General features: G+C 45.7%; 26 protein-coding genes. 17 read left to right on the top strand and 9 right to left on the bottom strand.

Annotated features, from left to right (window positions below; genetic code table 11):
• Nucleotides 1–120: 120 nt before the first annotated feature.
• Nucleotides 121–969 (top strand): histidinol-phosphatase, encoded by an 849-nt coding sequence (locus AB9N12_RS01675; RefSeq protein ID WP_369889203.1) that lies wholly within the window; start codon nt 121–123, stop codon nt 967–969.
• 4 nt (nt 970–973) lie between these two features.
• Here AB9N12_RS01675 and AB9N12_RS01670 read toward each other — a convergent pair whose 3' ends face one another.
• The 8 genes from AB9N12_RS01670 to AB9N12_RS01635 all read right to left on the bottom strand — a co-directional run bounded on the left by AB9N12_RS01670 (nt 974) and on the right by AB9N12_RS01635 (nt 9,605).
• On the bottom strand, nt 974–1,933 hold the full coding sequence (locus AB9N12_RS01670) for a hypothetical protein (protein ID WP_369889202.1): 960 nt from the start codon (nt 1,931–1,933) through the stop codon (nt 974–976).
• 141 nt (nt 1,934–2,074) lie between these two features.
• Nucleotides 2,075–2,788: an HmuY family protein gene (locus AB9N12_RS01665; protein ID WP_369889201.1), complete on the bottom strand. Its 714-nt coding sequence runs from the start codon at nt 2,786–2,788 to the stop codon at nt 2,075–2,077.
• Entirely contained in the window at nt 2,785–5,121 is a 2,337-nt protein-coding gene (locus AB9N12_RS01660) for a TonB-dependent receptor domain-containing protein (RefSeq protein WP_369892782.1), read from the bottom strand. Before AB9N12_RS01660 ends, AB9N12_RS01665 begins: the two co-directional genes overlap by 4 nt.
• A 41-nt stretch (nt 5,122–5,162) precedes the next feature.
• Complete coding sequence (locus tag AB9N12_RS01655) at nt 5,163–5,798, bottom strand: DUF4903 family protein (RefSeq protein WP_369889200.1); 636 nt, start codon at nt 5,796–5,798, stop codon at nt 5,163–5,165.
• A 76-nt stretch (nt 5,799–5,874) separates the two neighbouring features.
• A complete protein-coding gene (locus AB9N12_RS01650; RefSeq protein WP_369889199.1) occupies nt 5,875–6,384 on the bottom strand; it encodes a calycin-like domain-containing protein in 510 nt (169 codons plus the stop codon).
• Nucleotides 6,385–6,405: 21 nt separating this feature from the next.
• Nucleotides 6,406–7,953, bottom strand: coding sequence for a hypothetical protein (locus AB9N12_RS01645; RefSeq protein WP_369889197.1), 1,548 nt, complete (start codon nt 7,951–7,953; stop codon nt 6,406–6,408).
• A 396-nt stretch (nt 7,954–8,349) separates the two neighbouring features.
• The gene (locus AB9N12_RS01640) at nt 8,350–9,192 is read right to left on the bottom strand and encodes an IS3 family transposase (protein WP_369889013.1); all 843 of its coding nucleotides are present in this window, start codon (nt 9,190–9,192) and stop codon (nt 8,350–8,352) included.
• Nucleotides 9,193–9,227: 35 nt separating this feature from the next.
• Nucleotides 9,228–9,605, bottom strand: a complete 378-nt coding sequence (locus AB9N12_RS01635) for a hypothetical protein (protein ID WP_369889012.1) — start codon at nt 9,603–9,605, stop codon at nt 9,228–9,230.
• 719 nt (nt 9,606–10,324) lie between these two features.
• Here AB9N12_RS01635 and AB9N12_RS01630 point away from each other — a divergent pair.
• From AB9N12_RS01630 to AB9N12_RS01615, 4 genes are all read left to right on the top strand, one after another.
• Nucleotides 10,325–10,996, top strand: a complete 672-nt coding sequence (locus AB9N12_RS01630; RefSeq protein WP_369889196.1) for a hypothetical protein — start codon at nt 10,325–10,327, stop codon at nt 10,994–10,996.
• A 3-nt stretch (nt 10,997–10,999) separates the two neighbouring features.
• Entirely contained in the window at nt 11,000–11,875 is an 876-nt protein-coding gene (locus tag AB9N12_RS01625) for a DUF4384 domain-containing protein (protein ID WP_369889195.1), read from the top strand.
• An 8-nt stretch (nt 11,876–11,883) separates the two neighbouring features.
• The gene (locus AB9N12_RS01620) at nt 11,884–12,987 is read left to right on the top strand and encodes a hypothetical protein (protein ID WP_369889194.1); all 1,104 of its coding nucleotides are present in this window, start codon (nt 11,884–11,886) and stop codon (nt 12,985–12,987) included.
• Between the two features lie 368 nt (nt 12,988–13,355).
• The gene (locus AB9N12_RS01615) at nt 13,356–13,595 is read left to right on the top strand and encodes a hypothetical protein (RefSeq protein ID WP_369889193.1); all 240 of its coding nucleotides are present in this window, start codon (nt 13,356–13,358) and stop codon (nt 13,593–13,595) included.
• A 396-nt stretch (nt 13,596–13,991) separates the two neighbouring features.
• Here the strand turns inward: AB9N12_RS01615 and AB9N12_RS01610 are convergent, their stop codons facing one another.
• Nucleotides 13,992–14,681: a S24 family peptidase gene (locus tag AB9N12_RS01610; protein WP_369889192.1), complete on the bottom strand. Its 690-nt coding sequence runs from the start codon at nt 14,679–14,681 to the stop codon at nt 13,992–13,994.
• A 133-nt stretch (nt 14,682–14,814) separates the two neighbouring features.
• On the opposite strand from AB9N12_RS01610, the gene AB9N12_RS01605 reads away from it, so the two are divergent.
• The 12 genes from AB9N12_RS01605 (at nt 14,815) to AB9N12_RS01550 (ending at nt 21,303) form a co-directional block, all read left to right on the top strand.
• Nucleotides 14,815–15,018, top strand: coding sequence for a hypothetical protein (locus AB9N12_RS01605; protein WP_369889191.1), 204 nt, complete (start codon nt 14,815–14,817; stop codon nt 15,016–15,018).
• A 227-nt stretch (nt 15,019–15,245) separates the two neighbouring features.
• Complete coding sequence (locus AB9N12_RS01600; RefSeq protein ID WP_369889190.1) at nt 15,246–15,713, top strand: hypothetical protein; 468 nt, start codon at nt 15,246–15,248, stop codon at nt 15,711–15,713.
• Nucleotides 15,714–15,803: 90 nt separating this feature from the next.
• A complete protein-coding gene (locus AB9N12_RS01595; RefSeq protein WP_369889189.1) occupies nt 15,804–16,175 on the top strand; it encodes a hypothetical protein in 372 nt (123 codons plus the stop codon).
• A gap of 8 nt (nt 16,176–16,183) precedes the next feature.
• Nucleotides 16,184–18,199, top strand: coding sequence for a hypothetical protein (locus tag AB9N12_RS01590; RefSeq protein ID WP_369889188.1), 2,016 nt, complete (start codon nt 16,184–16,186; stop codon nt 18,197–18,199).
• Between the two features lie 38 nt (nt 18,200–18,237).
• A complete protein-coding gene (locus AB9N12_RS01585; protein ID WP_369889187.1) occupies nt 18,238–19,116 on the top strand; it encodes an AAA family ATPase in 879 nt (292 codons plus the stop codon).
• Nucleotides 19,113–19,361 (top strand): hypothetical protein, encoded by a 249-nt coding sequence (locus AB9N12_RS01580; protein ID WP_369889186.1) that lies wholly within the window; start codon nt 19,113–19,115, stop codon nt 19,359–19,361. The genes AB9N12_RS01585 and AB9N12_RS01580 overlap by 4 nt, the downstream gene beginning before the upstream one ends.
• Entirely contained in the window at nt 19,358–19,981 is a 624-nt protein-coding gene (locus tag AB9N12_RS01575) for an AAA family ATPase (protein ID WP_369889185.1), read from the top strand. Before AB9N12_RS01580 ends, AB9N12_RS01575 begins: the two co-directional genes overlap by 4 nt.
• A 1-nt stretch (nt 19,982) precedes the next feature.
• Nucleotides 19,983–20,162 carry a hypothetical protein gene (locus AB9N12_RS01570; RefSeq protein WP_369889184.1) on the top strand — a complete coding sequence of 60 codons (180 nt, stop codon included), beginning with the start codon at nt 19,983–19,985 and terminating at the stop codon, nt 20,160–20,162.
• A 4-nt stretch (nt 20,163–20,166) separates the two neighbouring features.
• Entirely contained in the window at nt 20,167–20,340 is a 174-nt protein-coding gene (locus AB9N12_RS01565) for a hypothetical protein (RefSeq protein ID WP_369889183.1), read from the top strand.
• On the top strand, nt 20,340–20,636 hold the full coding sequence (locus tag AB9N12_RS01560) for a DUF4406 domain-containing protein (protein ID WP_369889182.1): 297 nt from the start codon (nt 20,340–20,342) through the stop codon (nt 20,634–20,636). The genes AB9N12_RS01565 and AB9N12_RS01560 overlap by 1 nt, the downstream gene beginning before the upstream one ends.
• Before the next feature lie 17 nt (nt 20,637–20,653).
• On the top strand, nt 20,654–21,148 hold the full coding sequence (locus AB9N12_RS01555; RefSeq protein WP_369889181.1) for a hypothetical protein: 495 nt from the start codon (nt 20,654–20,656) through the stop codon (nt 21,146–21,148).
• A 20-nt stretch (nt 21,149–21,168) separates the two neighbouring features.
• Nucleotides 21,169–21,303 carry a hypothetical protein gene (locus AB9N12_RS01550; protein WP_369889180.1) on the top strand — a complete coding sequence of 45 codons (135 nt, stop codon included), beginning with the start codon at nt 21,169–21,171 and terminating at the stop codon, nt 21,301–21,303.
• Nucleotides 21,304–21,313 lie beyond the last annotated feature (10 nt).

Raw genomic sequence — 21,313 nt, 5'->3', positions numbered from 1 at the left:
CGGTGGCATCGTGGTGCCAACGTACTGGCACAGTTGTGCCATCGAAGTGGCACAAATATAGCTATTATATTACTTGACTAACCATATAATGATCATATATTCCGGACAACATAACCCAGTATGACAAACCTTACCAATTATCATAGCCACTGCCTGTATTGTGACGGGCGTGCCAATATGGAAGATTTTATCCGTTTTGCTATCAGCAAAGGATTCACTTCCTATGGTATCTCTTCCCATGCCCCGTTGCCATTCCCTACTGCATGGACGATGGAGTGGGACAGAATGGAAGATTATCTTTCCGAATTTGCCCGTCTCAAAGAAAAGTTTGCAGATAAAATAGAACTTGCTGTCGGTCTTGAGATTGATTTCTTGAACGAAGATAGCAATCCCGCTTTCTTCCGATTTCAGGAATTGCCGCTTGATTATCGGATAGGTTCTGTGCATATGCTCTATTCCCCGGAAGGGAAAATTGTGGATATTGATACTCCGGCAGATACTTTTTGTCAATTGGTGGACAAGCATTTTGACGGTGACCTGGATTATGTAGTCCGCCTTTATTATAAGAATCTGCTTCGCATGGTAGAACTGGGAGGATTTGATATTGTCGGTCATGCGGACAAGATGCATTATAATGCTTCTTGCTATCGTCCGGGACTACTGGACGAACCGTGGTATGATACATTGGTTCGCGGATACTTCACGGCCATTGCCAAACGTGGCTATATCGTAGAAATCAATACCAAGGCTTATCATGAGCTGGGAACATTCTATCCCAATGAACGATATTTCACTTTCTTGAAAGAATTAGGTGTCCGGGTGCAGGTTAATAGTGACGCTCACTATCCGGAAAGGATTAATAATGCCCGTCCCGAAGCTCTGGCTGCTTTGAAGAAAGCAGGCTTCACTTCGGTAGTAGAGTGGCATGGTGGAAAATGGGAAGACACGGAAATATCACTACCTCAGTGACCGGCTATTTATTTTTGTCATTGTGGATTTTTCTTATGTGGGTACGAGGTATGCTCATCTTTTGCATCCGTCTCTCGATTTTCTTGGAGCTCATGTTCCAGAGATAGACAGCCAAAGCGATAAAGGCCGCGAGAATGATAATCATCTCTGTTTTGTGCCCCATGGGGTCCACCCATATCTCGCTGAATAAGTTCATGCGCCCCATAATCTCGATGGGTGTCCAGAACACAATAACGGTAGCAATCGCCATGCGGATGTTGGCTCCCCAAGCGGAGAGGCGCAACTGTTTGGCAAAAATAAAAAATGAGCCGATAAAGCATCCTACACCTACTAATAGCGTCACGGGATGGTGTTCACCCAGGAATACGTCGTCGTAGCAGAACATCAAGAGTAGGTAGCTACTCCACAGAAGCATCATCAGTTCCATAAAGGTAACGATACTGGTGTGGCGCGTCATGGGTCGGGCGGCTATCTCGTTCTTCTTACTACGGAACAGTAGCTGTTGCCACCAGTTGATGAAATTGCAGCCGTTCTTCGTGCTAAAGAGGTACATTACCATTATCATCATCCAGAATCCGAACGAGGCGGGCAGAATGAGATATTCGGGGCGAGTAACAATCTCGTCCGTCACGGGATCGAGTTCCGGTTGCGTGCCGAAGCGGTTAGCGAAGTACATGAAGAGGAATTCCACCCAGCCCGTCCAGAACAGCAGGCCACCGAAGAAACCCCACAGCGTTTGCTGCGTGTCACCTTTGGCGAATACGCCTATAATTACCATTATCATGCCCACGGCTCCCATCGCGAAAGCGGAGTAGTGCAGCGCGGTCTCGCTCATGGTGTGCTCCATGATTATCATTAGGGCATGGCCCAGCGGCATGGTGAACAGCACCATCAGGAAGGCAGCGATGGCCCTCCACCAGTGGCGTTGCTTGCCTATTGTCGTTGTGTCAGTCATTTTTTCCATTATTCCATTTTTATGTAACGTTTGATACATTTCTTCTAAAATACCACCGTCAGTAGCGAGACAACCAGCATGGCAGCGTGTAGCGTGACCGTAGATTCACACGTGGGAGCAAGCGTACAAGCAGTTTCATCATTCTTCCTGTCATTTCAGTTCGTCACAATAGTAACTGATTCTTCCACCTTCATCGCCTATCTTTATGTTGGCATCGTACCAGCTTATTATCTGAAACTTAAAGTATCGTTGTCCGTCAGCCGTACGTATCACGTAAGTATGAAATGAAGGGGTATACACGGGCGGAGGTCCGGCAAAAGTTATTGCTTCAGCCAAAAGTGGGTTCGCGCTTGTCAGGGTCTTTGCAGGACCGTTGTTGGGGTCAAACCAAGGATTAGAATCGAAATCCAAATTATTTTCTATCAGATATTTGTTCCAATCATCCTTCGACATAGTGACGTAAACACTCTGGTCATCGTCCACCACCCATTCCACATCGGACGGAAGCTGAGCTACGCTCGTCCAGCTTTCATAGCCTCCATCGCCCAAATCGATGACACCGCTTTGCCCGATACCGCTCGTACCGCTATTGGTGCGTAGCACATAGCCACAGAAAGCCAAATCCCAATCCGTCCGGTTGTATTGCTCGCCTTCAGTGATATCCTTGTTCGGGCCTTCCAGATTGAAAATCTCCCCTGTCCGCAAATTAAAGTACAACCAGTCATTTGTTACACGTGTGCTATAACCGGACTTGCGGGGCAACGTTTTGCCAGTAAAAGGCAAAGCGTCATATTTCACACAGGAAGAAAAGGCCAACAGCCCAAATACCAGAATGGTTGCATTGAGTAATATTCCTTTCTTCATCGTTTCTTCTTCTTTAATGAGTTGATTACATTGTCCAGTATGAACTCTAACTGCACCCAACCGCGCGATCCCGGTGTGGCGGGCACATTAAACATGGTAATTCCCGAACCCAGCGTTTTCGGCACGTAGTTGAACATGTTATCCACGCCGAGGGTAAGCTTCACCTTGTTCCAGAATGTTTGAGAAACCGAGAAGTTGCACAGCACATACTGTGGCAGGTCGCAACGGAAGTAGGCATCGTAGCTCTTGTTGTCTTCTTCCACGAACACACGGTCTTGTACGTCGAACCTCTTTCGTCCCATGTATGATGCGCTGAACACTACGCCAAGGCGGTAGTTCTTGCGGTTATAACGATAGTCCAGACTGGCTGTAGCTGCATGAGGCGAGGTTGTGTTCACCTGCACGCCCTCGTTCTTACTCACGTCCACGTAACTGTACGTACCGTTCAATGTCAAGAAATCAAACATGCGCCACTTGGCTATCATTTCCACACCCAATAGGCGTTGTTTGCTTAGATTCTCATACTCAAAGTTGTATTGCATGTCGTAGATGCGCCACACACCCTCTATCTTATCGCGGAAGTAGTTCCCGTAAGCTGTGCCGGAGATAAAAAGGCGGTCATCACTATATTCCGCACCTAACGAGAAATAGTCGTTTTTCTCCGGCTGCAAGTTCTCATTTCCTATAATCTTGAACATTCCCAAATGGTCCCAATTGAAAAACAGCTCCTTGATACTGGGTGAACGGTAGCCCATCGAGTAGTTGGCACGGATAGCCCACCGTTCATTGGGCGAATATTTGGCCGCTACCTTGGGCATCGCCATAAGGCCGAACACCTTGGAAAAATTGGTGCGTAGCCCGGCGGACACCATCCACTGCGGGTTGAGCGTCCACTCGTCCTGTAGGAAATACTCCGTTTCTTTCAATGAACGGGTGGTCATTTGGCGGTTTACGAAACGGTCAGAGGTCAGGTCATCGGTAATATGCTCCACACCGAATATCAGGTTGTGTCCATCGAAATAATCGCTGGTAATGGTCAACCGTGGCTGTAAGATACGGCTCTCATATACCTTATCGCGGGTATCGATACGCTCATGCCTTTTGAAACGGTCGTAAAAGTCGTTGTGTATGCTCGCCGTTACACTGAACCAGTCCTTCATTCGGTAGGTCAGTTTGGCTCCCGCTGTCCAGTCGCGTGATTGGCTGAAAGTCATATCCTGTATCAGGTCGTAGGTGTTCATGAAAAACGCACTACCGTAAACCAGTATGGAGAGGTTCTTGAACGGGTCGTAGTACACTTTCTGTGAGATTGATACGTGTTCCGCTCCTTCAATGCCCATGGGAGGGCGTTTCGCACTGTTCACTATGGCAATGTCATGGGGAAGGAAGGGATTGGCCTCCTGCGTGTACACCTTCTTGTCGTTTTCTGCTTGGTACATGTAAAAACCATCACTCTCACTGTACCACACGTCTGTTTGTGACGTCACTTTGCCCTTCTTGAAGCCTGCCGACCCCCAGCTTTGCAAGTTGGGTCGGTCAGCGTTCTGCTCGAACATGTACAGGAAGTCGCTCGGCTGCGGGTTCTTGTAGTTGCGCTCGTTCATCTGTCCGTAACGTACACCCACATCAATCGAAAGAGGTTGGGTCGTCTTCTTGGTTATCAGGTTGATTACCGCCCCCGCCGCACGGCTTCCGTAGAGGGTGGAACTTGCACCTTTTACGATTTCGATGCGGTCGATGGCGTGCAGGTTAAAGCGTTCGTAGTCCAAGTTACCCGCCATGTCACCTGTCATACGCTCGCCGTCCATCAGAAACAGCACATGCCGGGCATCCAAACCCTGCATGGAAATCTCGTTGCCAAATCCCACTTTTTGAATGTTCAAACCGGGAGTTTCCTGCTGGAGTGCCTGTTGCAGGTTGGTGTAACCGGCTTCCACCAGTGCCTTTCCACCCAATACCTGCGTGGTTACGGGCGAGAGTTTGACCGGTCTGGTGGTCCTCGACCCGGTGACTACCACCTCATCCAGACCGAGCGCATCTTCCTCCATATACAGTTTCACGTCATTTTCTCCCGGTGGCAGTATGCCCGTCAGTGTTTTGAATCCTGTCGATGTGATGCAGTAGTAGCATTTACTCGTCTTGGGGCGGTTTATCAGCACCACACCGTCTATGTCGGTGATGGCATAAGTCGGATTTTCCATCTTCTCGTTGTCCGCAACTGCCACGTTCGCAGCAATCATTGACTGTTCCGTCCCTTTTTCCTGTATGGTCAGCTTGATTTTCTGTGCTGTAACGGGCAGGCATAGAAGCAGGAACAAGCCGATCGTCAACATTTTTATTGCATTATGTCTCATTCGCTCCTCTCCACTATGAACTACAGACCGTGGTCTTCTTTGTATTTGGCCAAATCTTTCTCGAATTGAGCAAATTCTTCCTCATAATTGTTTATACGTCCTTTGTCGATGGTCTGCAGGAAGCATTCGGAACGGACATTCATCATGTTGTAGTCCACAATGAAGTTTATCTCGTGCGTGTACACGTTATAATAGCCTTTCACGTTACTCCCTTTGGAGCTTGAACTCTTTCCTTCATCTTCACTCCATGTGGAACCATTCTCTCCATAGAATTTAAACCAGCCCGAACCTTTATATTCGTCTTTCTCCCAAGTATTCAACTGCATGGTCTGCACATCGCATTTAAAACTTATAATCATTCCCATTTTACCCACCGTGAAATTGAGCAGTGATACGGTAAATGTGTTATCATCTGTTTCACTCCACTCAAAGTTAAATTTGGTAGGACAACCGCTTTTCAATAGCGTTTTGTTTACACCATTCAAAGTGGCATGAGTATTTAGAACTATATTTCCGTTTAAAAATTTCTTCGCTTCAGTTACCAATTCCTCGGATGCGGGGTCTTTGGTGATTTCCTCATCACTCGTACAAGAGATTACACCTATCAAAATAAGAAAACAAATAGCTGTTATATATTTTCCTAAACTCTTTTTCATTTTAATTGATAATAGACAAAGAACCCTCTCACATCTTCAACCGAAGATGGATATGAGAGAGTTCTTTAATTAATATTTAGAGACCAGTTGAAACTTTGTCTCCATCAAATGTCACAATAGCGGTGAACGGTGCACTTGAATATTTTGCATTAACCGTTATGGTATAGTTCAAATGGTCACCAGAGAAACTACCACTGACTAAGGCATTATATGTCAAAGGAATAAAACCAATTTTCAATTTTACTGCTTTTCTGCAAGTTTCATTGAAATTACCATTCGCAGGAACAGTTATGTCCATTGCATCTACAGTAATACTGCCCGGCATCGAACCTATTTTAAATCCATCAATATGAATGTTCACTGTGCCGTTACCGTTGTCCGTTACATTAGATGTAATGTTTGAAACAGGGTCTTTCTCACCGTTCATATAGACATAAGTTAACGAACCCTCATAATATCCCGCCAAATTTTCTGCATAGAGAGATGTTTTAAATATGTTGTTTTCAACAAAGCTATTAGCACTTACACTGTTTGAAAAGGCTCCCATTCCCAGCAATGCGATTCCAAGAATAATTTGTTTTCTCATACTTTTAAATCAAATGAATATTTATTTAATCTTTTTGCTCCAACGTATGGCACCATAATCTGAGTATGAAATAAAGCCGTCTGTCAAATAATCTCTATATTTTTTGATAAACGATACCGTTTCATCCATATCAAGGATATCCTGTGATACAGCTAATTCTACTTGACCGCCTTCAGTAAAAGCATCCGATTTTTTATACGCTGCATTAACTGCATACTGCAAATTTTTAGGATAAATAATGGAACACTTAGGAAGATTCAGTAAAGCCAAATTTTGAACTCCTACTAAACTGCTTAAATCTACACTTTCTAATGCAGGGAGGTCTGTAAGTTGCAATAGCACAGTAAGCCCCTTATTATTAGAAGGTAATTTGACTTGTGTTAGCGATTTACAACTTATACACATGAAAGCATTCATATATGTTTGGTCAAAATCTTCTATATTTTGCTGCATGAACAGTGTGTTAGACAGGTCTAATGAAGTCAAACTTTGATTTCCGACGAACCCTATATAGGCCAATTTTGAAGCTTTTGATAAGTTTATCCCCTCCGGCGTATTTATATTGACTAAAACCAATCCTTTAATATTAGCACCAGGCATTAAATACCCCACACTATATGGAGTTTCCGTCATCATCGTTATGGATACCGCAAAATCTTTATAATAAGGATTATTAATAAAATATTCAATACCTTCTGCTGACACAATATTAGCATTACCCCAATAAAGATCTATAGGACTTCCTCCCTCGCTAATTTGCATTGGTCTGCTAATATCTATTTGAGTACCATCATTCGGGAATAAGCTACTGTACAGTGACTTCAAATAGTCACGGAAAGCTTTGTCAGGGATTTCTCTCAAAGTATTATATACCTGCAAGTTTCCGTCTTTATCTACCATTTGCATATCTACGTTCGTACCGTTCGCTTGATTTTTGGTATAAAAAGGCATTAGGTCTTCCACATTCCATTTGGCTGTTTCCGGCAAGTAGAGTTTGGTGAAGTTATGCAGTATAGTAGTTTGCACTTCATCGTTTACAACGGAAGCGTTCACCAAACCGTCAAAATCGTATATCTTGTTACCTCGCAGGTCAATACCTGTAATCTGTTTGGGCAGGAGGGACAGGTCTATTATTGGTCCATATCCGTTATCCGACAAATCCACATCAGTCAGGTTGGGGAACATGGAAAGTGCTGCCAGTGCATCTGTGGAAATCTGCGTTCCGGAGAGGTCAAGCGTTGTTGTATTGTTAGCCAAATCATCAAGCAACAGATTGCCGTTCTCATTAAATGTGTAACCTCTTTGAATAAGAATGGTTTTCAATTCTGTATTCTGCACGGCACCCGTGCTGTATGAAGGGGTGTTGTCTTCATCGCTGCACGATACCCCTGCCAGCAGTATTGCGAATACCATCAAACCGACATGTAAATTGTTTCTTTTCATTTTCTTTAAGAATTTTATTATTTTCAGGTGTAAAGGTACAACAGGTGTTTTCTTAGAACAATACCTAAAAATGGGTATATTTATCAGTACATGCCTTGAAACAAAGTGTTTTGCGGCTTGAAACAAAGTGTTTTGCGGCTTGGAACAAAGTGTTTTCGTGCCTTGGAACAAAGTGTTCAGCGCCTTGAAACAAAGTGTTCAGCGCCTTGAAACAAAGTGTTTCAAGCAATTGAAACATCTTGAAATGACTTATACTAGAAATGGTTGTCACTTTTAGAGGCTAGTTACTAAATAAGTTGTCACATTCTGTTATTCATAACTAAAACAGTTGTTAGTTTCTTCCCTTTGCTCCTAAGATAGTTGTCATACGTAAAAACAATGGACAAATCTGAGTGTGCTCGGGCTCTCGGTAAAAGTCAATAGGGTTCGACACCCTATTGGCTTTTGTGAGACAATGGCTTAAACCGTCATGTCCCGGGTTCTCGGTATCGCAAATATAGTATTTATTTATCATATGGAACCTTATTTTTTCCACAATGATTTTCCCGGCACCTCTCCATGATATACGTCCATGGGTTTTTTCATACCTATGCTCATATGCGGTCGTCCATTATTATAGAAGTCAATCATTCGCGTAATCTGCTCCCGTGCCATCTCTTTATCCCTGAACAGCGACATGCCGTATATCCATTCCGTTTTCAGGATGCCATTCATCCTTTCTGCTACCGCATTGTCCGTCGGGTTGTAATCTTCAGTCATGCTCACACGTATATGATGAGTGACCAGTGTGTCGATATAGGCATCGCAGGCATACTGTACCCCCCGGTCGGAATGGTGGATTGTGCCGCAAAGATTGCCACCTCCAGCCTCATTGATGGCCTGTTCCAGTGCCTGTAGCGTATATTCGGCATGCAAACTGGGAGAGAGCACCCATCCTAAAACGGCATGTGAGTACATGTCCGTTACAAGATGGAGGTAGCATACGCCACCTTCAATCCAGATGTAAGTGATGTCACATACCCAGATATGGTTCGGGTATTGTGCCGTTACCCCCTTGATCAGATTCGGATACTTCTTGTAAAGATGGTGGGAGTCCGTCGTATGCCTGGGTTTCTTCGGGGGCAGCATAAGGCGTTCCGAACGCAGCAGATGAAGGAAGGCATCCCGCCCTCCGGTTATCTCGCTTCCATAAAGGGAGCGGAGCTCATGGTATAATTTCAAACCACCGATGCCCGGAGCCTTTGAGCGGTAGAAGAAGACGGCATCCAAGATGGCTGTTCTGATCTGATGACGCGACAAAAGATTTTTTTTCTTTTTGTAATAGGCCTGGGAAGACATGCCAAACAGTCCGCAAAGGGTTTTCACACTGATGTGAGGAAACTCTTCACGAAGGCCGGTGACTATTTGGCACCATCTTTTTTTAAGATGGAAATCCCTTCTTCTCTTTCTGTGAGTTCAATCAGTCTTTCAAAGGCATGGGAACGAAGTTTTTCAAGTTCCAAAGCCTTTCTCAGACGCAAATTTTCCGCTTCAAGAAGTTCTTCTTTAGATTTTGATTTTGGATTCTTTTTCATTTGAAGATCTGACAGAAGTTCGGGGGACAAAGATAAGGAATCCGAATCAATTGCATAACACTTTTGCCAACGCAGAATATAAGTATGGTTGGGTAAACCCCATTTCTTGGCAGTAGCAAACATTGACAAACCGCTACTGAAGTAATCACGGAGAACTTCCAATTTGAAAGTCTCAGAATAAATCTTACGAGATAATTTAGACATAATTTTTCTTTTTTTATGTCTCTAAAAAGGTGTCAACCTAAATCCGTATAAGACAAGGCGTAAAAACACTTTTAAGGCGTAAACGCTGTGTTTCAAGGCACAGCTCATCTAAATGAATGGTTATCATTTCAGCTGTGTTCTCTATTTTAACAATATCAAAACACTCCAATAGGTCAGCTGGGAGTATGAAGCGAGCAAGAACTAAAAGAGTATCGTAACTAGTTATAAGAGTTTTTTGAAGGCAAAGATAAGAATAGGAGAGAAGAAGACCACATGATTTTACCGGTGAGCCCTCTTTGTTTGTATCCGGTGGGCGTAGCAAAATGCTGCGAAATATGGTAGTTGCCACCAGTTTATCCGTTGGACTTTTGGAAGCCACGGAAAAGTCCAACGATTTAGATAAATCTTCAAAGAACGAGATGATATTGAAAAATCTGTAAGAAATATGTTTAGCAAAATACGGTATCTCTTAACAGGAGAGATATTTATGGTACAAAGATAAGTAAAATGTTGCAAATAGAAGTAAATCTTTACGAGGAAATTTACGGATTATGTCTAAAAGCACAAAATGTTTAGCGAAAACACTTGCTGTATGAAAATTCACACCCTGATTTTAAACATATTCCAAATTCAATCCCTCTCCTGTTAAGAGATGGATTGAGAGTGAATAATAAATGTCGAAATCAACTTGGTAAGAATAAACATAAATATATAACATTATGAAGAATTTTATACTCTTATTGACCGCTTTCTTATTCGCAAGCGGAATTACTTATTCTCAATCAGTCAAAGATTTGAAGAAAGAACGTGAGGCTATAGCAAAAATGTCTAAATCCGCTTTAAACGACAAGGCGACAAAAGCCGCCCGTAAAGAAGCTAAACAGTTAAAGAAGTCAGGATGGACCACAGTTCCGGGGGCACTCCCTATAGAGAAACAACTTGATAAGTCTTATCTGATGCAATATGAGTATGATGAAAATATGTTGCCCAAATACATCATGGGTGAGGCGATGAGCATAGGTAGCAATTACGATGCGGCCAAAATGCAGGCTTTGGAGTTGGCAAAACAGAATCTTGCCGGGCAAATCCAGACAGAAGTCACCGCATTGATTGAAAACACGGTAGCCAATGAACAGCTTTCGCAGGAACAAGCGGAGTCTGTCACCCGTAGCATCATGGCATCGAAAAACTTTATCTCCCAAAGCATCGGGCGGACCATTACCGTAATGGAGGTCTATCGAACCCTCTCCAATAAAAACAAGGAGGTCTTAATCCGCATTGCCTATAATAGCGATATGGCAATGAAGGCTGCCAAAAAAGCAGTAAAAGAGGATTTGGAGAAAAGAGGAGATGATTTACACAATAAGCTGGATGAACTTTTAGGATGGTAGGTCATGGGAACCAGACGCCTTTTGTCTATCGCTCTGTTTATAGGGCTGTCTGTGGGATGTCTTGCCCAACGGACAGTCAGGGTGTGTGCTGAATACATCTACCATGCGCCTGAGAATATCACTGTCGAACAAGCCAAATTGGTTGCATTAGACCGGGCGAAGATACAAGCCATTGCCGATGAGTTTGGCACGCTCGTTTCACAAAGCAACACTACTTTTATCAGGACTGAGAATGGAAATTCGGTTGTGGATTTTCAATCCATTGGAGGCTCTGATGTGAAAGGTGAGTGGATTGAGACCATCGGCGAGCCAAAGTATCAGATAGATTATGAGGAGAATCATCTTGTTGTGACGGTGACAGTGAACGGTAAAATCCGGGAAATCACAGCTTCACAAATAGACTTAATCGCCCAGGTGCTATGCAATGGCACTACAGAACAATGTGAGCGCAGCGAATTTAAGGACGGTGACGACCTGTATCTTCGGTTCCAATCCCCTGTTGATGGTTATCTCACTGTATATCTTGTAGATGCCGTTGCCCAAACAGCTTATTGCCTGCTCCCTTATCGGGCGAGTGATGAAGTTGCATGTCGTATTCGGCGAGATACGCCTTATGTGTTTTTCTCGAAGAGCAATGCTCCTGCCAAAGAGCGCAACGATGTGGACGAATATGTGATGACTTGTTCCGTCGGACAGGAGCGTAATGACCTTTATATCATTTTTTCGCCCAACACATTTGTGAAAGCAAATAGTGAGTCTGTCGAAGAACTTCGTCCACGACAACTTGAATGGACTGATTTCCAGAAATGGCTGGCTAAAGGAAGGGGTAGGGATAAGGAGATGAGGGTTGTTGCTAAAACGATAATGATAAAAGAGTAAAGAGTAATATGGAAATAATTGGTAAAATAAATCTTGATGAATTGCCACAAGATGAAGCATACAAACTTTATATTGAATCTTTACCGGAAAAGATTGATGGATGGCTAAGGGATAGGAAAGAGGATGATTATCAAAAAGAACTCTATTCTCTGTTTGATTGTTATGTCGCGTTATTAGAAAATAATCAAGCAATCTACTCTCGAGAAGGTGGCTATTCAATATGGAGCAGGGATATTCTTGAAGATACTAAAAACTGTATCGACTGCATTAAAAGAGCACTCAATCATTATCTGAATGGGGCAATGGCTACCAGCTATTATTCCATTAGTAAATGGTGGAACGGAGAAAGAAGAAAACTCGGTGCGCGAACTTGCATTTTTGGTTGTTATCAAATTCGGAAAGGCTATAAATACTACAGAATGAGAACTGGTGTAAATGGTAAAAATCCTTTCCTCGCTTTTGAAATGTTCCACGTCCCTTTTCAGTCAAGAAATAAAGCAAATACTGGAAGATTCAGTTTACCGGGATTCCCAGCATTATATATGTGCCGTTCAATATATACTTGTTGGGAAGAGTTGGACAGGCCATCGTTTGATGATTTTTGCGTTTCCAAAATTGAAGCTGAACAATCGATCAATCTTATGGATTTACGATTATGGAGAAACTGTAAAGATGAAACAAGTGCGAAAGAATATCTGAGGTTGCTTCCTATCATTATAGCATGTTATATTCGTAAAAAAGACAATCTGGATACTTTTAAGCCAGAGTATATAATACCTCAAATGATGTTACACTCAATCATTAAGGAAAAAGATAATAGATTATACGAGGGGCGATATGAAGGTATAGTATATAATTCTACGCGTTTTCACAAGTCGTTATATCAAGGTAAAATATCAATGAGTGAAAATATAATTATGCCGATTAAAAGAAGTAAGGAACACGGTTATTGTGATACATTATGCAAGGAATTTAAGATAACAGACTCTATAAAATCGTCAAATCACTCTCCAATGAATCTTTCTTCTGTTACAGATGACTATTTCCGGCAATTGGAGCTTGAACTCGATAAGTTGTCATTATGTAAAGTAAATCCACGAATAAAATATTAAGAATATTCATAATGATTAATATTATGTATGGGGCACAGAACGAAGCGTATAAAGTAGGGTGGGGTGTAATGTGGCGAAAACCTTTGATGTTCAAATGGTTGTGCGCATTTTGGAAAAGTGGCGGCGCAAAACGAAATGTTTACGTGGGTTTAATTTTGGTTTACGTGTGAGGCTTGTTGAGGCTGTGAGAGTTTGCAGATCTGTTTATTTCGGCTTACATCGGGTTTACGTGGTTTGCTGATGGGGCAGAGTAGGGGAGTGGGAGCGGTTTGAGCCGCTTTTTTTATTGTTCGATTTAAAATAATAAAGTCTAAATATATTCTATATAATGATTATTTAGTATATTTGCGGTATAAAACGGTAAAGATATGGCAAAGGTTATACATGTGCATCTGACGCACGCAATAGACGGGACAAAGCGAAAAGACTGGTATTTCAGTAGTATTTCAGCGGTTTATACTGTTTTGACGGCTGAACAGGTTGGCGCAACGAAGAATTACCTGCTACACGCAGGGCTGTCCGGCAATGGTACGGTATGCACGAAAAGGGCTATAATAAAGCAATCTACGCTTATTTCCTGCGGTTCCTGCGGCCATTCTGAAGGCTGATGTTTCAACGGGCTTAGAACGCAATATAAACGGCGTTTTGCCGATGTCTTTACGGGAGGTTGTTGTGCCTCCCTTTTTTTGTGCCTAAAATGGTCAATTTTGGGATTAGGGTTACATTAAGGGTTACAGTTTAGGGATACATCTTTTTTAGTTTAGGGTTACAAGAGTTGGTTTTGAGCTATACAAATAGCTTGTGGGGTATAACACCCGTTTTTTAGGAATGGATTAAAAAAACATTGCTTTACCCCTCCCCTCTAAAACTGCCATATTTTTGAGAAAAACCACTGTGAATGCCTGTAGATGGGGCGGTTTTGTGGCTTGTTCGGCTTTAGAGGGAGGGAACACCCGATAAATGGGATAATTCGGGGGAGGAAAAGGGATACGAATCGATAGCCTTTATTCTAATCTGATGACACCAATAACTAACGCGACGGCATGGATGGCTGAGTATGGCAATTCAAATGGGTCATATTTCTCGTTATCGGAGACGATTAAAACGTGGTCTTTGTCGCTTCCCGGTTTGATGCGTTTAATGAGTGCTCCTTGATTTGTATCGATGACATATACTTTATTCCATTGGAAAAACAAGTCTGACATTGGTACACGTTGGCAGGCTACAATGTCCCCGGAGCTGTATTTGGGGTACATACTGGATCCCTTTACAGGTATGAGAAAGTCTGCGCCCTTAAACATCGGAACGACATAACGCTCACATTCATATTCAAGGACAGTCTGCTCACTTGTAAGGGCTCCGGCCATAGCTTCTATGGGAATAAGAGGAATGCCATCGCCCGGCTTTGTAGCGGGGGAAGCTACCGGTCGTTCATCGGCGATAGTCGGTTGCTGTTTAGTGGGTGCTGTCGGTTCTTTATCAAACATCTCTCCCCTACCCGTCATTAACCATCTTGGGGAATAACGGGGATAATTTTCAACTATTGTTTGTATCCATTTAGACTGGATGTCTGTACCATTGTTTATGGCACGTGACAAAACTCCCTTGCTTGCCCCTATTTGGCGTTCAAGGGCTCCGATAGTTATCCCTTCTTCTGTGGCTATTTCTTGTATTCTTGATAAAATTGTTCCCATAAAATTGAAAATAATCCCCGAATATTTTGACCGGTTGAAAATTATCACTATCTTTGCAACGTGTTCAATAAAGAACAAGCGGCCAAAGATACAAAAAAGCCGCGAGAATAACGAATTTTAGCACTTAAAGAAAATGAACGACGAGATTAAAGAGTGGAAAACCCAGAGCGTGAAACACAAAGTTGCGTTCGTGCTGATGTCGGACGGTGTTTCATTCCACTACAATGAGGAGGACGGCATCGTGTTCAGCGCACCTGAATCCTACGTGAAGAACATGATCTACCGTCTGATGACCTGCTACGGTTGCAGCCTGAAACCGATAATCAAAGAGTATTAACAACAATAAAACAAGTGAGACAATGAAGGCAAAAGTGATTATAGCGCAAGCTACAACTGGAACCGTGGAATCCCTTAACGGGCTGGTCAGAAAAATAACAGAGACAACAGCCATCACAGCTTATCCATGAGTGGACTGTCAAGCGGTGTTTTTTCCGGCCGATAGATACGATTTGGGGTTTGTAAAGCGTGTGCTTACAGATAGGAACTTTCCTTTCAGAGTGGAAAATGCAGAGTAATAGCCATAAAATAAGTGAGATCATGACAAAGAAAGAATTTGAAGAGCTTACACGGCGATTGATTACAGACGAAGATTACAGGTTTGTGGAGAACCTCTACATGGCAGCCGGGAATATGGGCAAGGCTGAGTTCTGCAAGGAAGTGCGGTCGATGTGCGCCTACGATGGTGCCAACGACCATATAGAGTTGCGTCAATGCCTGAAGGAGATCGGGCGGCATGTCGGCGTACAGGATGCCGAACTTAGCTTACTGAAGAAGACAGTGAAAGATGAAAAGTGGGAACTCGCCGAGTTTCTTATCGGTAAGGCTTGCGCTTACGAGGATACCGATTTTTATAGGGAAGCGGTGAAACTCATCGGGCAGCGTGAGGTGACGCTGATGAAGCTGCGCATGGATCTGCCGCTTTGGGAAGAGGACAAGAAATACATCATATCAGCAGTCGAGGCATCAAAGTGATATGACAGGGGCGGCACGGACTGCGTGGCTGCGGCCATCTGGGTTCGACTCCCAGCACTCCACAAGTATTAACATTAAAATGAGTGAGCAATGAAAAAGTACATCCACATTACGAAAGAAGACCGGGAATTCATCATGAAAGCTTTCGGGATTAGCGAGAAGAGTGTGTTCAACGCCATCAGATTCGATGACCGCCGTGGCGGTACCGACTTGGCAAAGAAAATCCGTAAGTTGGCGATGGACCGTGGCGGCATCGTCATGGTGGAGATACCAGAAATAGAGACGCTGCATGACGCTGACGGTTACATGCGGCAGTATCTGCCCAACGACACGTTGCTGGAATTCTCACGCGAGGACGGCGGCTGCGATGTTTACCACAAGGGAAAGAAAGTTCGTCGTTATGAGAATGTTTGTGTAAAAGAAATTCCAAGCATTCAAAACTGGGCATCGGCATTGAGATAAGGAGGCGTGTGATGGAGTATTACGGCAACAAACTTTGCATATCAGCACGTGAGCTTGTGGACGGCGGCATTATGACCCTGCCGAATTACAAGCAGCTGTCCGCCCGCGGGCGCATCGATGTGGTGCGTTCAGGCAAAGGGCTTGGACGATATGCCTTGGTTGCTGTTGACAGCCTGCCTTCCGCTTACAAGGAAAAAGTTGAAGAGACCTATCCCGGCGGTAACGCCGTGCTCCTTCGCGGCTGGATATTGTCGAACTACGAGCTTGACCAGTCTGCGGTCGCTTATTTCATGGACTGGGCTGTCCGTCAGCACAGCGACAAGGCCACCTCCGAACTCGCGAGGAAGTATGCCGTGAACGCCTCCGTGCTGAACACCTGCATCAGGCTGTACGGCCGCAGCCGCGACTACCGCAAGCTGATGGGTGAGAAATACAACTGGGACATGATGGCGACGACCATCGAGACATTGCGCGAGGAGTTCGGGCACGACCTGCCTGCGAGCACCTTGCGCTTCCGCAAGAAGGTGAACGAGTACAAGCAGTATGGCTATGAATGCCTTATCAGCGGAAAGTTCGGCAACCAAAGCGCGAGGAAGGTGGACTACAAGACCGAGCGGCTTATCCTGAGCCTCGCGGCGCAGGAAAACAAGCCGTACAACAGCAACGTGCATGAGATGTACATCGCCTTTGTCTGCGGCGAACGCGAGGCATGGGACTTGAGCACCGGCGAGATTTTCAATCCGGATGACTTTACCGACAAGAACGGTGTTCCGAAGGAACTGAGCGAGAGCACCATCAACAACGTGCTGAACAAACCGAGCAACAAGCTACTTATCGAGCACGCTCTGATGAGCTATACCACGTTCATGCACGAGCAGATGCCGCACGTCCACCGCCATAACGGGGAATTCTCCCTGTCGCAGATCACGATGGACGACGTGGACTTGACACGCAAGCTGAAGGACACCAAGCAGCGGGTACACGCCTATTATGCCTACGATGTGGTGAGCCAGTGCGTGGTCGGCGCGAGCTACGGGCGCAAGAAAGACCAGATGCTTGTCGTGGACTGTTTCCGCGACATGTTCCGGCTCATCGAGCGAAACGGTTGGGGCATTCCTGCGGGCATAGAGGTGGAAAACCACCTGATGAGCGAGTACAAGGAGGGCTTCCTGCAAGCCGGGGTCGCTTTCAACTTCGTCCACTTCTGCGCTCCTCAGAATTCACAGGAGAAATATGCCGAGCCCTTGAACGGCGCGAAGAAGCGAAGCGTCATCCACAAGAACCATGTCGGCATCGGACGTTTCTACGGCAAGGGCAAGTGGCGCACGGAATACCGGAAAGTCAGCGACGAGTCCAACGATACATACGAAGACCGGGAGTATTTCAGCTACGACCAGTTGGTGGCCGATGACCGCCGGGACAACGCGGAATGGAACAACACCCTGCATCCCAACCAGAAGAAATATCCGGGCATGACCCGCTGGCAGGTGCTGATGGCAAACATCAACCCGACCCTGCGCAAGTACGACAAACTCACGCTTAGCCGCTTCATCGGCGAGCGTGTGGAAACCAGCATACGGCGCAACTCGACGGTGCGCGTGGATTACGAGGATTGGTGGCTGAGCGACACGTCAGTGCTGGAGCGTTTGCAACCGGGAGACTACAAGGTGACAGCCTATTACTTGCCTGACGAGGAAGGGAAGCCCACGGACGTGTACATATTCCAAGGCGACCGCTTCATCGACAAGGTGGAGAAGGTGGAAACCTATAACAGGGTGCTGGCCGAACAGACCGAGGAGGACTTGGTGAACTATATTGAGCAACAGAAAAAGATAAGCCGTTTCGGCAAATATGTCCGCGACAACGCCATCGACAGGGTCGGTACGGCAATCATACAACCGGCGGAGAAAGAGGCCGCAGAAAGCCTCGTATTGCCCCCGGTGGCGAAACAGGATGATCTGGATGAGACCTACGAGTGGAAACCTATGGTGAGCGAGGCTTTTCGGGGCATCGCGGATATGTAAGGACACGATTAGAATAACATTAAAACAGCGTTAGAATTATGATTACAGAAGCGCAGAAACAGAAGATTTTGGGGGCGGTAGCAGCCAACCGGGCGAACTATCCGAGCGATGCGAAACACGCCGCCTCCCTTGGCATCAGCACCTCGGTGTACAGTGCCGTGAAGAACGGGCAGACGGACAAGGCCCTGAGCGAGGGGGCGTGGATAAGCATTGCGCGGAGATTGGGCGTGAGCCTCCGTGCCGACATGGAGTGGAAGGCCGCCAAGACCGCCACGTTCGAGTATATCACCGCCCAGTTGGAGTTCTCGCAGCAGTCGAGCCTCTCGGCTATCCTGTGCGACATCCCGAACATCGGCAAGACATTTACGGCACGGTACTACGTGCAGAACCACAGGAATGCCGTGTATATCGACTGCTCGCAAGTGAAGACCAAGTTGAAGCTGGTACGGAAAATCGCCGCCGAATTCGGCGTGAACAGCCGTGGCCGGTATAACGATGTGTACGATGACCTTGTTTATTACCTTCGCTCGATGGATACTCCGCTTATTATTCTCGATGAGGCCGGCGACCTGCAGTACGAGGCGTTCCTTGAGCTGAAAGCCTTGTGGAACGCCACGGAGCGTTGCTGTGCATGGTACATGATGGGCGCGGACGGTCTGAAGGAGAAGATAAACCGCTCCATCGAGTGCAAGAAGGTGGGTTACACCGAGATGCTGAGCCGCTACGGTGACCGCTACAGCAAGGTTACTCCGGATGACGGCAGGGAACGTGAGGCTTTTCAAAACACGCAGGCGCGTATCGTTGCCAAGGCCAACGCCCCGGAAGGGACGGACATTGCACAGATCGTGCGCAAGACACGCGGCGGGCTGAGAAGAGTATATACCGAGATTGAGAAACTAAAAATGACAGCGCAATGATGACAAAGATAGAAATGCAGGCGATGGATGCCGTTATCGGTATTCACCGAGAAATGAAAAAGGCCAATGAGATAGATTGGAAACAACGGAGGTATGAGATTGCAAAAGAAATGATGCCGGTTGCATATAAAGAGTCGCGAAATATTCTTCTCCGAGGAGGGTCTGTAGGTTATAATGACATTGCAGAGGCTGCGGTAGAACTTGCGGATATGCTTATTGCTGAACTTCAAAAGGAAAAGCTATGAAACGGGCATTAACACCACGCGATATTGCGGCCAAGAAATGGAAAACCCTGCCTTGGGGTGAGAAATGGAGCAAGCCGTTCGGCTTCCCAGCGGATAACGCCTCGTGGTTCATCAGCGGGGCCAGTGCCAGTGGCAAGAGCAGCTTCGTGATGCAGTTAGGCAAAGAACTCTGTAACTATGGGACAGTACTATACCTGAGCTACGAGGAAGGCGTGAGCCAGAGTTTCCAGCGTCGTATGGGCTACCTGAAGATGAACGAGGTACAAGGCCGGTTCCGCGTGGTGGCGGGTGAAACCTACGAGGAGGTGATAGCACGGTTGAAGCGTCCGAAAAGTCCCAAGTTCGTGGTAGTGGATTCTGTCCAACGTGCTGAATGGGACTACAAACAGATAGAGGATCTCGTGACGGTTCTGTTTCCGAAAAAGTGCTTCATCTTCGTGAGTATGGAGTATAAGAGCCAGCCGATGGGAAAGCCTGCGATGAAGACAAAGTATCTTGCGGACATGAAGGTACGTGTGGTGGGTTACAAGGCATACTGTCAAGGACGTGCCATCGGTGAGGCAGGAAGCTATTATGTGGTATGGGAAGAAGGAATCATTCAAACGAGCAACAATCTGTGATATGAACAAATGGAAGATGAGACGCAAGAACATTCTGTACAAGCTACGCCGGAAAGGTGTGCGGTGCTCCACCAAGGAGCGGATAATATTCTATCCTTACGGTGGCGTTCCGTTGAACGTGGTGCAGATACGGCGGCTTTGCGAGGAGTATGGCTTCAAGGTACAATTTGAAATAGTGTGACGATATGGAAAACAGTGAGACAAAGACCTGCTGCATCTGCGGCAATGAAATAAAAGGCTACGGTTATAACCCGTATCCCGTGAAAGAAGATGGGCAATGCTGCCGCCGGTGCAATTATGAGGTGGTGGTGCCCGAACGATACAGGAGACATTTAGAATACCAAAAAACGAAAGGATAATGGGAAAGGACAAGGTTTACATCAGCGGGGCGATAGCCCACTATGATTTGGAGGAGCGCAGGAATGCGTTTCTGAACGCGGAGCGATACTTAAGCATAAAGGGGTTCGAGCCGGTCAACCCGTTCAAGAACGGATTGCCGGACGACGCGCACTGGAGAGAGCACATGAGGGCGGATATCGCCTTGCTGCTGGATTGCCAGTATATCTATATGCTGCGAGACTGGGAATTGAGCAAGGGTGCGAAGCTGGAGCTTGACGTGGCCAGTTCATGCGGCATCAAAGTGTTGTTCGAATAATATAAAAACGAACGATTATGGCACAGGAAATAACCAATTTCGGTCGGTTTTATACCTCGTTTAATAAGTTGCCTTATGAGGGAGACCGGGAAGAGTTCAAGAAGTCCATCGTGTTACAGTACACGTGGAACCGCACCGACAGCCTCCGGGAGATGACACGGAAAGAATATGAAACGTGTTGCGCCATGTTGGAGAAACTGTCCGGACAAGACGAATGGCGGCAGAAGTTGCGTGATGAACTGCGTCGGCAGCGTAGTGTCTGCCTGAAGCTGATGCAGAAGCTCGGCGTCGACACCTCCGACTGGGCGCGCGTCAACGATTTCTGCCGCCATCCCCGGATAGCGGGCAAGCCTTTCGCTCGGATCACCACGGAGGAACTGGAGCAGCTGGCCGTGAAGTTGCGGAGCATACAGCGCAAGGGTGGCTTGAAGCCGAAGAAAATATCAGAACCCGCTCCGCGTCCGGAGGTCGGCTGCATGTTGTTGAACTTTGGGCAGGGAGGCGAGGCATGAAAAGCAAAGTCAAGAGAGTAATGGACTTAATCCATGAGATACAGGACAACGAGTTGCATGACGGTCATTGTATAGAGTTTCTTGAGGAACTGGAATACGAGATTGAGCATGAGATTGAAGAAGGCCGCTGGCCAGAAGAATACGAAGACGAATAATCAACCCGAG

This window comes from Bacteroides sp. AN502(2024), from assembly GCF_041227145.1.
GTDB lineage: Bacteria > Bacteroidota > Bacteroidia > Bacteroidales > Bacteroidaceae > Bacteroides.
Note: the sequence above shows the minus strand (reverse complement) of the source record. Positions and strands in the feature narration are given on the sequence as shown.